Below are 12366 nucleotides of genomic sequence, written 5' to 3'. Positions count from 1 at the left end.
ACTATTGGTTATCGCAGGTTTTACTCACCATCAGTTAAATTATAATAAATGACTATTAACGGGGCTTTATCATTTGCCATTCTAAATGTCGTTTTACTGATGGCCACTCTGACGCAATAATACTGTACACACAACTATCACGTAATTCCCCTGTCCGAGTGTAAATATGGCTTCTTAAAATACCATCTAATTTAGCACCCAGCCTTTCAATCGCTTTGCGGCTTTGATGATTTAAAAAGTGAGTCCTAAATTCTACGGCAACACAGGATAACGTTTCAAAAGCATGCTGCAATAACAAAAATTTTGCTTCGGTATTAATTGCCGTTCTTTGGGCTTCGCGTCCATACCAAGTCGCACCAATCTCAACCCGACGAGTTTCCCTATCCACTTTATTATAAGCTGTCATACCGACCGCTTTTTCAGTTCTTTTATCAATAACTGCGAATGGCAGCATTTCTTGCTGTTGATATAGCCCTAAGCGCCTGTCCACGTCTTTTGCCACATTTTCAGGTTCTGGCACTGAGGTATACCATAACTTATGCAAATCATCTCTTTGGATAATATTAGAAAAGTGAGAATCATGTTGATGAGTTAGCAACTCTAGCCGTACATGTTTCCCTTCAAGTTCAATCGAGTGACAAATTTCTTTCATAACTCCCCCTCTATTTGTAATGTACGGAAGATATTTTTGTTATTAAATCAATTCACTATCAACACTATTTTTTACACTCACATTGTGACAAAAAAATAAAATAGTCTGTACTGATTCATGTTACTAGCTAAATTCGCATAAAACACATGATAAATATCACAATTATTTAACATTTTTTCCTATTTATGACTTCATTAAGTTAGAGTTAACTCATCCGACCTGTTGTCAAAGTCCCATTTGGGAGAAAAATATGAGCAATTTTCCACACATTTTCACCCCACTTGACTTGGGGCACACAATATTAAAGAACCGTATTTTAATGGGTTCAATGCATACGGGTCTTGAAGAACATCCACAAGGTAGTCAGCATCTCGCGAATTTTTATCGCTTACGAGCAGAAAATGGGGTTAGCCTAATCATTACTGGTGGGATTGCCCCCAATAAAGAAGGCGCCTTAACTCCCCATAGTGCTGTGCTTAATAATCCTGAACAATTACCTTTTCATCAAGAAATAACCCAAGCTGTGCATAGTGCTGATGGCAAAATAGCACTGCAAATTTTACATGCCGGCCGTTATGCATTTCATCCTCAATTAGTCGCTCCCAGCCCTATTCAATCGGAAATTACGCCTTATGCCCCGAAAGAACTGACTTCGGAACAGATCTATAACACCATTGATGACTTCGTTAATAGCGCAAAGCTGGCACAACAAGCTGGCTATGATGGTGTCGAGATTATGGGATCGGAAGGCTATCTGATTAACCAGTTTATTGCTAAACGCACCAATCAGAGAATTGATGAATGGGGAGGAAGTTACAATAATAGAATTCGATTTCCGCTCGAAATCATTCGTCAAATTCGCCAAGCCGTGGGGCAACACTTTATTATTATCTATAGACTGTCTATGTTGGATTTGGTTGAAGATGGATCTAACTGGGAGGAGATCGAGTATTTAGCCAAAGCCATCGAACAGGCGGGGGCAAGTATGATCAATACAGGTATTGGTTGGCATGAAGCAAGAGTTCCTACAATTGTCACTCAAGTACCTCGTAGTGCATTCAGTTGGGTAACTGAAAAACTAATGGGAAAAGTCGCCATCCCCCTCATTACGACGAATAGGATCAATGATCCTTTTGTTGCAGAGCGTATCCTCGAAGCAGGCCAAGCTGATATGGTTTCAATGGCACGCCCATTCCTTGCTGATGAAGCATTTGTGCGCAAGGCACAAGAGAATCACGCTGATGAAATCAATACTTGTATTGGTTGTAATCAAGCCTGTCTTGACCACGTTTTTAAGGGAAAATTGGCAACCTGCCTTGTAAATCCTCGCGCCGTGAGAGAGCTAGATTACCCTAACGAAAAGGCAAAAAAATTTAAATCTGTCGCGATTGTTGGTGCTGGCCCTGCGGGGTTATCTTGTGCAATATATGCCCGCCAGCGAGGCCATAAAGTCACATTATTTGAAAAATCTGACCAAATAGGTGGCCAATTTAATATGGCTAAGCAGATCCCTGGAAAAGAAGAATTCTATGAAACGATCCGTTATTTTTGTCGCCAACTTGAAATATTAAATATTGATATCCGTCTTAGTCATCAAGCTAATATACGTGATTTGATTGGTTTCGATGAGGTGATCATTGCAACAGGCGTAGTCCCTCGAACTATCAATCTTGAAGGGTATAATCATAAAAAAGTTGTATCTTATATTGATGTTTTAACGGGTCAGTGCACCATCGGTGATTCCGCTGCTATCATTGGAGCTGGTGGTATTGGTTTTGATATTGCTGAATTTTTGAGCCAAAAAGGACCAAGTAGTAGCATAAATAACAATCTATTTAATGAAGAGTGGAACATTGATACCAGCATTCATTCTACAGGGGGTCTCTTTAAGACTCGACAGCCACCGATACAATCACCTCGCCAGCTCTATTTACTGCAACGAAAAAATAGTAAAGTTGGCGCTGGGCTTGGCAAAACAACAGGTTGGGTTCATCGGCTTTCATTAATGAAACGTGGCGTTCAAATGCTTAATAGCGTTGAATATATGCGAATTGATGATGAAGGGCTACATATCCGTCATCAAGATAAACAATACTGCCTATCTGTTGATAATGTCATTCTATGTGCAGGGCAAGACCCTTTCCATCCTCTAAAAGAGTCTCTCGCGAAGCAAGGGATTCAAGTTCATGTAATAGGTGGAGCCGATGTTGCCGCTGAATTAGATGCCAGAAGAGCAATAGAACAAGGAATGCAAGTTGCCTATCAGATATAGCCGCATTGATTTGAGCTTTACAGGGATTTAAATCTATTGTTGTTGATTTTTCTCCATAAAAAAATCCGCTGCTTGAGCGGATTTTTTATGATTAAATCAGTTAATCTCTTTGCGATAGTTGTGCTTCTACATTAGCCAATCGCTCATCCTCTGCAATGCATACCGCAGCTGTAAAGATGACATCCGTTGATGAATTCAATGCCGTTTCCGCAGAATCTTGCAATACACCAATCATCACACCAACTGCAACCACTTGCATGGCTATTTCATTCGAAATACCAAACATATTACAAGCTAATGGGATAAGTAGTAACGAACCGCCCGCAACACCCGCAGCACCACAAGCACACACTGAAGCAACAACACTTAATAGTAACGCCGTAGGAATATCAACAGGAATACCTAAGGTATGTACGGCCGCTAGTGTCAATACAGTAATAGTCACTGCTGCTCCAGCCATGTTGATCGTCGCACCAAGCGGAATTGAAACCGAATAAGTATCTTCATGAAGATTCATACGACGACACATACCCATATTCACAGGAATATTTGCTGCTGAGCTACGTGTAAAGAATGCTGTTACCCCACTTTCACGCAAGCAAGTAAAGACTAATGGATATGGATTACGTCTGAGTTTCCAATAAACAATCAGAGGGTTAACAACCAATGCCACAATCAACATACAACCAATCAGTACCGCTAACACATGGAAGTAGCCTTTTAACGTTTCAAAACCTGTTGTCGCAATAGTTGAAGAGACTAAACCAAAAATCCCTAGTGGCGCAAGGCGGATCACGACTCTCACTATTTGCGTGACGCTTTCTGAGAAATCTTGAACCATCACCTTCGTGGTCTCGCTAGCATGGCGTAGCGCAATGCCTAAGCCAAGCGACCATGCGAGAATACCAATATAGTTACCTTTAATCAGTGCATCGACGGGATTAGCAAAAACATTGACTAATAGCCCTCTCAATACTTCCGCGATGTTCCCCGGAGGATTGAGTTGCGCATCACCGATTGCTAAGGCTAATTTTGATGGAAACATAAACGAGCCGATAACAGCAACTAATGCCGCAAAGAAAGTACCGAGGATATACAGTACTAAAATAGGCCGAATATTAGTTTTTTGCCCTTTACGGTGATTGGCAATAGACGCCATCACCAATACCCAAACTAATATTGGTGCGACTGCTTTTAACGCACTAACAAATAAATCGCCCAATAGTCCGACATTTTTAGCGGCAGATGGCCATAACCACGCCAGTAAAATACCTGCAATCAAACCAACCAATATTTGTTTTACCAAACTTCCTTGAGAAATAAATCTCAATAACCCTGCTCTTTTCGTATCCATAGACGACCTATATATTATTTATCTTTATTAGGAATAAAATGTGTTTGCCCTGCCAGTATAAGGAATAAATACCTTCTGAAAAGGCGATTATTTTAAATATAGACAATAATTTATATTTATTAACAATATATTTACATATCTGTGATCTTAACTATGTTTTGTTTCTTATAGTAGGCTAACAAATACAAAATGTATGATTACTTTCAGATGGTTAAAATAAAAAAGGTACCCTGATTTTTACGTCAGCGTACCTTAATCGGATTAATGAAATGTTAATTTTTAGATTCGTTTCGCTTATTTACGATAACATTTATCACTAAAGTAAGAACGAGAATCGCCGCAACAGTCCCTAAGGAAATGGCGGTTGGAATATGGTAAATATCCATTAATAACATCTTCACACCAATAAAGCTTAAGATCACAGCTAAACCATACTTAAGCATACTGAATTTTTCTGCTACTCCTGCCAATAAGAAATACATTGCACGCAATCCTAAAATCGCAAATAAATTAGAGGTCAGTACAATGAACGGATCAGTTGTTACTGCGAAAATAGCGGGAATACTATCTACTGCAAAAATAACATCACTAATCTCAACCAATATCAGCACTAAAATGAGTGGTGTAGCGAAAAGTAAACCATCTCGTTTAATAAAGAATTTTTCACCATGTAGCTCATCAGTCATACGTAGGTGAGAACGTACCCACTTAACTAAAGATTTTTCAGTGATAGGTGAATCGTCTTCTTTTGCAAAAGCCATCTTAAGGCCAGTAAAAAGCAAGAACAGCCCAAAAACATATAAAATCCAACTAAACTGAGAAACTAACCAACTGCCTGCGAAGATCATAATGGTACGTAAAACAATCGCACCTAATATCCCATAAACCAAAACACGCCTTTGTAAGTTTGCAGGAATAGAAAAATAGCTAAATAGCATGAGCCATACAAACACGTTATCAACAGCTAAAGCTTTCTCTAGCAGATAGCCGGTTAAGAAAGCCAACGTTTGAGTATCAGCAAACTGGCGGCTTACAGTGTCATTGAAGTACCACCATAATCCACCAGCAAAAATCAGTGATAGCGTTACCCAAATGATGCTCCAAGCTGCTGCTTGTTTCATCGACATAGCTTGCCCTTTATGTTTTCCCTGCCAAAACAGGTCAACGAGCAACATGATAAGAATGATAACTGCGAAACTTCCCCATAAAATAGGGTTACCAACAGAGTTCATAATATTTCCTCAAAAAACAAAAAACGGCTGACATCTCAGAAGACGTCAGCCGCTTAAAATGCTTTAACCTAGAATTATTATCTTTTGGTTGTAAACAATGAGCAAACCTCGCCTTCTGGCAAGGTCTCACTTACAACACAAATAATCCTAGGTTAGGAAATTGTGGTGCTCGGCTACCGGGCACAATGTGTGTGCCGTAATGACGATAAACCGACAAGAAGAAGTTACTCCCCTTTGCATCACCGTAAGATAGGTTAAACAGTCCTAAAAAGCAATAATTAGCTAACTAATTTAAATAAAAATTGCAAAAAAAAATTAACTCATAAAAATACGTTTTTTACCATTTTTATAAGAAAAACCCCTTTAAAACGCTATTTTAGTGCCTTTTAACAACTAAAGCCAATTTGTAAAAAGCCTATCTACACCACAAAACTTAAATGAATTCTAAAAATAGAACGAGAATTTGCTGTTTAGTTATTTTCTGTTTTGTTAAAGTGAAGGTGCTTTACACTAACTGCCTGAGGAAACATTACTTTTCACTCAGGTGTTCACTTAATCCATTTCTCCCTGCCCAACAATAAGATTGTTGCTGTTATTGCCGTTTAGGAAACATTAATGGAATTAGTTAAAGAACTATTTTTTGCCCTTTGGCATCAAGACTACGTAACCTTATCCAACCCATCATTGGTGTGGGCCATTTATCTTGTGCTATTTGCTATTCTTTTTCTTGAGAATGGGGTTCTTCCTGCCGCATTTTTACCAGGTGATAGTTTGTTGATCCTTGTTGGTGTTTTGATTGCAAAAGGAACACTAAGCTTTCCAATGACTCTCATCATTTTGACCACTGGAGCTAGCCTAGGTTGTTGGGTTGGTTATATTCAAGGTCGATGGCTTGGAAATACCAAATTAGTCAAGGGTTGGCTTAGCCATCTTCCCGAACATTATCACCAACGCGCCTATAGCTTATTCCATCGTCATGGGCTTGCTGCTTTATTAATAGGTCGTTTTCTCGCTTTCGTCAGAACACTGCTACCGACTATCGCGGGTTTAGCTGGCCTCAAAAATGGCCGTTTTCAGGTATTCAACTGGTTAAGCGGACTGCTTTGGGTACTCATCCTCACGACTATTGGTTATGGGTTCGGTAAAAGCCCTATATTTCAACAGTATGAACACCGTATTATGAACGTTCTGATGCTTATCCCTGTTGGGCTTCTTATCATCGGTCTTATTGGTAGTATTGCTGTTGTTGTTAAGAAAAAGCTTTCATCGAAAAAAAGCAACTAATTAATTTGCGAGAGACTAGTACAGTCTCTCGCTTATAAAATATTTCATTTCTAATAATCCATCTCACTATCCACTAACTATTTTAAATCATCTAATCTCCAGCTTTAACGCTCTTAAAATTTAAGATTAGTCAGACTTTACATCTACAGATGAACATTGCACGTCCTTTTTTATCAATTTAATCGATATTAAGGTTGTTCCTAATTGCACTTACCCCAAAAATAGCTATTGTTAGTAGTGCTAATTATATTTTTTCTATTGATAAGGAGTTCCAATATGTCATCGAACAATTCATCAGAAGAACTACGCGCTGAACTGCAATCATTGGCAGACTCTCTTGAGGCAGTGCTAAATGATACTGGAGACAAATCGAAAGAAGAAATAGAGAGCTTAAAGCATAAAGCTAAAGATGCCCTAAACTCTTCACGAGCTAAACTCAGCCAAGCTGGTGAGAAGATTACTCAGCAAACCAAGGAAATTGCAGGTCAAGCTGATAACTACGTACGTGAAAATCCATGGACAGGCATTGGTATTGGTGCTGCTGTTGGTGTTGTTCTCGGCGTGCTCCTCGCTAAACGTTAATTAGTATGGAACAACAAGAACGTCAGGGCCCCGGTAAAGGGGTTCTCAACACTTTACAGCGAATTGCCAGTATCGCTGTGCAGATGGTTGAAACACGCATCCAATTGATTGCCGTTGAATTAGAGGAAGAAAAAACCACTCTTATTCAGCTCATTCTGATGGCTGGTGTCACACTATTATTTACTGCATTTGGTCTGATGTGTCTCATTGGCCTTATTTTTTGGTCTGTTGACCCTATTTATCGTTATCAAGCCCTTGCTATCACTACTGGCGTTTTAATATTACTCGCTATTATTGGTGCTATTTGGACGCTTAAAAGAGCAAGGCAGTCTACTTTACTAGGTGCAACACGAGAGCAGCTGAAGAAAGACTCAAAAGCCTTAGCGGGGCCGGATAATGAGCAAAAATAAGCGTCAGTCGTTAGCTGAAAAGAAACAGCAGTTAGTCACACAAATTGAGCAACAGCGTGCTGATCTAACTACAACTTCACGTGACTGGTTACAAGTTACTGAACCTTACGACCGTTCATGGCAAGTCTTCGTTTCTTTTAAGCCTATTTTTATTGCGGCGGCGGGACTTGTTTCTGTTTATATACTGAGGCGACCTAAGAGAATTTTGTCATTAGGCGAAAAAGCACTGACGACTTGGGGAATAATTCGCTCCTTCCAAGGTGCTGTTAAAACGAGTAAAAAATAATTCCGATCATACTAAAAACCTGAAGCGGTGACGTTTCAGGTTTTTTCTATTAAAAATTTTATTATTCAATTTTTTTGTCTATCATTGTTAATAACCTTTACTTTTTATTGAATCTCTAACTTACTAATATAGGCACATCAAATGATTTCTAACCATTTAGTGCTATAAGTTATTTTATACGGCGATATATATCGCAATTTATTGATATTTGCTGACCTTGTTAGCAGGAGAATCTTAATGAAAAATTTAGAAAGTAGTGTGATATTAGTTGCCCGTATTTTGATGCCAATTCTGTTTATCGTCGCTGGCTATGGCAAATTAGGTGATGGCTATGCAGGCACCCAACAATATATGCAATCGATGGGTGTCCCCGGATTTTTACTGCCTCTGACTATTTTGTTAGAACTCGGTGGTGGTATTGCGGTTATTTTTGGTTTTCTGACAAGAACGGTAGCCATTTTTACCGCTGGATTCTCGATTATAACTGCACTGATTTTTCATACGGACTTTAATGTCGGACAAAATAGCCTGATGTTCATGAAAGATATATCAATTGCAGGTGGCTTTTTATTATTAGCAGTGACAGGCCCAGGTAAATTTAGCCTTGACCACCTGCTGAATAAAAAGTGGTAACAAAGCGTATTCATTATTACCCTTGAACTTATTGTTTATTTGAACTCTTTATTCCCTGCAAAAACTATCCCGAGTTACATACCGTTGTATGTAACTCGTTTTTTTTGCTTGATTCAATTAACTCGATAGCTCAGAAATACGGCATCAGAAAACCACAAAGATATCACCTAAAAATAATTCAATTTCAAATTAAATCCCTTCAACATCCGTACCCGTGCGCTCTGAGAGAGTTTTCGTGACATGTCACATTGATCATAATGTATCGTTTCTTCTCTTTCTATAACGCTCAACAGCCCCGCACTAATTAAAAAAAATTAAGATGAAAATAAAATCATCTAAATAACATTCCCTAAATCATTCGTACTAGAGGAAGGTCGCTAAGAGAAGCTAACGCACTTATAGTGCGGAGGATGATGGGAATGTCGGCAAACAAAGCTATCCCAAGGAACACAAATTAGTATGTGGCTTGGGTAGCTAAGAGGAACTAACGTGCCTATAGTGCGAAGGATGACGGGAATGTCGGCAAACAAAGCTATCCCAAGGAACACAAATTAGTATGTGGCTTGGGTAGCTAAGAGGAACTAACGTGCCTATAGTGCGAAGGATGACGGGAATTTATCGATTCATAAATAGCTTAGGGATCTCTCTCAAACACCAAGATTTAGCTTCTCCCATACTATCTCGACGCCAAGCCATAATAATATTAGTTTCATGAGTATATTCGGCACTCACTACACGCAAACGCCCTTCACGAATATCTTTCTCTATTAATGGGTATGGCATAGTTGCAACACCAAGGCCTGCAAGTAAAGCATTTCGTTTATCTTCAATCGATGAAACTGTTAATCTTTGCTGTTTATCTAATAGCTGCACGGTAATCACCGGACGCTCACGAGCAGTATCAGCCACCGCAATACCTCGATACTTTACTCGAGTTACATCTGAAAGCGGTTCAGGCTCTTGATGAATGGGATGATTGGGACTAGCCACATAAATATGATTAATGCTGTATAAAGATTTAGAATTAATTTCAGATGATGTGCGAAAATGCATATCAGGTGCGATAACAATATCAGCTTTACCACTTTCTAATCGTTCCCAAGCCCCAGCGAGAACTTCCGTTAATATTGAAAGCTGCGTTTCTGATTTTGTAGCTAATTTTTCGACTAAAGGGAACAAATTATAAGCTGGGATTAGTGCTTCACAAACAATTGTGAGATGAGTTTCCCAACCCTTGGCTAATGCCTCTGCATCAGAGGTTAGTTTATCAGCTGCTTCCAGCAGCACTCTTCCTCTATCTAATAACATCCTACCGACATTAGTAAATTTGGTTCTATGTCCTGAACGATCGAACAGAATAACATCTAACTCTTCTTCTAATTTTTGCATGGTATAGCTTAATGCCGATGGCACTCGACCTAGCTCATCAGCTGCCGCAGCAAAACTACCACGTCGGTCGATTGCATCCATCACCCTTAATGATTCAAGTGTTAATGCTCTCTCTTTACTCATGAAGTATCTCTTTCAGGAAATTTGAATAATGCAAACAGATTAACTGGCTAACAATTCAACGTCCAGCTATTTATGATAAGGGGATAAATTTATCTATCGCTGTACATATCCAAAATAATTAACGTGTCTGTAGATGGCAAGTGAAGCTATTTCTATAGAAAAGCTAAATAGCATAAGTAAATACAGTAATGCTAACAATAGGCTGTATTAGGGTAAGCAGCTAGCCCTAACCAAAAATCAAGCAAGTATATGTTTTCTGTTCTAAGAAGGAGTCACCACTATGATGACATTGAGACAAGTTAACCACTGCGGTAAGGCCGATTATGGTTGGTTACAAGCACGTTACGCATTTTCCTTCGGCCATTATTTTGATCCTGACTTTATGGGATACAAAACATTACGAGTGCTAAATCAAGAAATCATAGCACCAGAAAATGCTTTTCAACCAAAAACTTATCCGCATGTAGATATTCTTAATATTGTATTGCAAGGTAGTGCTGAATATCGAGATAGCTTAGGTAATAAAATCAATATTAGTGAAGGCGAATGTATTCGTTTTTCACCACGTCCTGACTTAAGTTACAGCGAACACAATCTCTGCCCAGATAAGCCATTAACCCGTTTGCAATTATGGTTAAATGCTTGTCCGCAGCAAGAATACTATCCAGCACAAAAAATCGCGTTGCCAGCAGAGAGTAATATGCTGGTTGCCTCACCAAATGGGGAAAATAGTAGCATCCAACTGCGTCAACAAATTTGGATAACGCAGCTAAATATCACGCCAGAAAACACCCAACACATTAAGCTTAAAGGAAAAAATGCTTATTTACAGTCGATTCATGGTGGAGCAGACATTACTACCAAGAATGGTAATCTTATAAAGATGGACTGCAATGATGGTGTATTTATCCAAGATGAAAGCGAGTTAACCATCTCATCAGCAAAAGCAATACGTGCTTTGCTAATTGATATTGGTGAGTGAGTACACAAGGCAAAATAAATTGCTTTGCAACTCAGACCTAATCGCTAGTGGCGATTGATCTGTGATGCTGATTTTTACTGAAAAAATCAGTATCAAAAGAAATTAAATTCAACTTATCGCCATTTTATTCTAAACAAAGGCTGCTATACGGATTCAATTAGAAAGCGTTACACTTGTTTTTATCCTACGTTGAAAGGTATTTTACCTATATCTATAGGCTGCAACCCGCTCACCTCGTCCCAAAGACCTTTATTGTGAACAAAAATTGCCTCTAGATGATCAATATTTCCTAACAAAAATAGAGCCATTTAATGATATGAGTCAGATTTAACCTCCGTAACTAACCATTTGGTAAAATTATTCAATCGCTTTATAAAAGCCTCTAAACCGTCTGTAGGCATATGACTTTGTGATAAAAAATATCTGATTTCGTTTTCTCGCATTGGATATTGTGCAGAAAACTTGACAACATACTCCTCAAGAGCCTCAGGCCAATCCACATCTTCATTTGCTCTTAAAAGATTAGTCGAACGGATCAGTTTCCTAGCCGCAGATCTTTGTAATTGCTTACGCTCAATTTCATCACTAATGTTGCTTAATGAGTGAACATATCCATCGATCGCTTCGATAAAATCACCATTAACTGCGATAGCAATCGCTTTTGATGGTTTAAAAAGATTGAATCGACAAGCGAGATCATCACCAAAAATACACCGACAGTGATGCTTTAACCAATACCCCCAACTGTACAATTTTTCAGGATCTAATACTTCTGATAGGGATCCAATATCAAAGTCAACCTTACTGACAACTTTATGACTGGACATAATGACTTTGCGTATATCAGCAATAATATTAATTAAATGGCTATCTGGTTTCTCCGTTAAGATCACACAAACATCTAAATCTGAAATACCCGCAGTGGCACAACCTTTTGCAACACTACCGTACAAATACACGCTGTGAAGTTGACTGCCTAGTGCTAATACTAAACTGTTTTCAACATCATTGATCACCTTCTGGAACTCGGATTGAAACTGACCAGAAGGTAGCGTTTTGATAAATTTAGTTGAATTTAGAGTCATAAACTCCCTTTTTGCCTTAAATTAATTGAGTGGCTGCATTATCGGCTGCATGTTATTTGAATAAGTTTAGGTGCATTCCTCG

The 12366-nt window shown here is 38.8% G+C and carries 12 protein-coding genes; 7 read left to right on the top strand and 5 right to left on the bottom strand.

Annotation, left to right across the window (positions count from 1 at the left end; all coding sequences use genetic code 11):
* Nucleotides 1-55: 55 nt before the first annotated feature.
* On the bottom strand, nt 56-652 hold the full coding sequence (locus OOA_RS13380; protein WP_008912690.1) for a GNAT family N-acetyltransferase: 597 nt from the start codon (nt 650-652) through the stop codon (nt 56-58).
* 250 nt (nt 653-902) lie between these two features.
* On the opposite strand from OOA_RS13380, the gene OOA_RS13375 reads away from it, so the two are divergent.
* Nucleotides 903-2924: an NADPH-dependent 2,4-dienoyl-CoA reductase gene (locus tag OOA_RS13375; protein ID WP_008912689.1), complete on the top strand. Its 2022-nt coding sequence runs from the start codon at nt 903-905 to the stop codon at nt 2922-2924.
* A 100-nt stretch (nt 2925-3024) separates the two neighbouring features.
* Here OOA_RS13375 and sstT read toward each other — a convergent pair whose 3' ends face one another.
* Nucleotides 3025-4278, bottom strand: a complete 1254-nt coding sequence (sstT, locus tag OOA_RS13370) for a serine/threonine transporter SstT (RefSeq protein ID WP_008912688.1) — start codon at nt 4276-4278, stop codon at nt 3025-3027.
* 272 nt (nt 4279-4550) lie between these two features.
* Nucleotides 4551-5510 carry a TerC family protein gene (locus tag OOA_RS13365; RefSeq protein WP_008912687.1) on the bottom strand — a complete coding sequence of 320 codons (960 nt, stop codon included), beginning with the start codon at nt 5508-5510 and terminating at the stop codon, nt 4551-4553.
* Nucleotides 5511-6125: 615 nt separating this feature from the next.
* On the opposite strand from OOA_RS13365, the gene OOA_RS13360 reads away from it, so the two are divergent.
* The 5 genes from OOA_RS13360 (at nt 6126) to OOA_RS13340 (ending at nt 8705) form a co-directional block, all read left to right on the top strand.
* Complete coding sequence (locus OOA_RS13360) at nt 6126-6794, top strand: DedA family protein (protein ID WP_008912686.1); 669 nt, start codon at nt 6126-6128, stop codon at nt 6792-6794.
* Between the two features lie 276 nt (nt 6795-7070).
* Nucleotides 7071-7376 (top strand): ElaB/YgaM/YqjD family protein, encoded by a 306-nt coding sequence (locus OOA_RS13355; RefSeq protein WP_008912685.1) that lies wholly within the window; start codon nt 7071-7073, stop codon nt 7374-7376.
* A gap of 5 nt (nt 7377-7381) precedes the next feature.
* Entirely contained in the window at nt 7382-7786 is a 405-nt protein-coding gene (locus tag OOA_RS13350; RefSeq protein WP_008912684.1) for a phage holin family protein, read from the top strand.
* The gene (locus tag OOA_RS13345) at nt 7773-8072 is read left to right on the top strand and encodes a YqjK-like family protein (RefSeq protein ID WP_008912683.1); all 300 of its coding nucleotides are present in this window, start codon (nt 7773-7775) and stop codon (nt 8070-8072) included. The genes OOA_RS13350 and OOA_RS13345 overlap by 14 nt, the downstream gene beginning before the upstream one ends.
* Nucleotides 8073-8309: 237 nt before the next feature.
* On the top strand, nt 8310-8705 hold the full coding sequence (locus OOA_RS13340; RefSeq protein ID WP_008912682.1) for a DoxX family protein: 396 nt from the start codon (nt 8310-8312) through the stop codon (nt 8703-8705).
* Nucleotides 8706-9320: 615 nt separating this feature from the next.
* Here OOA_RS13340 and OOA_RS13335 read toward each other — a convergent pair.
* On the bottom strand, nt 9321-10217 hold the full coding sequence (locus OOA_RS13335; RefSeq protein WP_008912681.1) for a LysR family transcriptional regulator: 897 nt from the start codon (nt 10215-10217) through the stop codon (nt 9321-9323).
* 280 nt (nt 10218-10497) lie between these two features.
* On the opposite strand from OOA_RS13335, the gene OOA_RS13330 reads away from it, so the two are divergent.
* Nucleotides 10498-11199: a pirin family protein gene (locus OOA_RS13330; protein ID WP_008912680.1), complete on the top strand. Its 702-nt coding sequence runs from the start codon at nt 10498-10500 to the stop codon at nt 11197-11199.
* 308 nt (nt 11200-11507) lie between these two features.
* Here OOA_RS13330 and OOA_RS13325 read toward each other — a convergent pair whose 3' ends face one another.
* Entirely contained in the window at nt 11508-12284 is a 777-nt protein-coding gene (locus OOA_RS13325; protein WP_008912679.1) for a nucleotidyltransferase domain-containing protein, read from the bottom strand.
* Nucleotides 12285-12366: the final 82 nt, after the last annotated feature.

Source organism: Providencia burhodogranariea DSM 19968 (assembly GCF_000314855.2).
In the GTDB taxonomy this organism is placed as follows: domain Bacteria; phylum Pseudomonadota; class Gammaproteobacteria; order Enterobacterales; family Enterobacteriaceae; genus Providencia; species Providencia burhodogranariea.
This window is presented reverse-complemented; position numbering and strand designations above follow the sequence as displayed.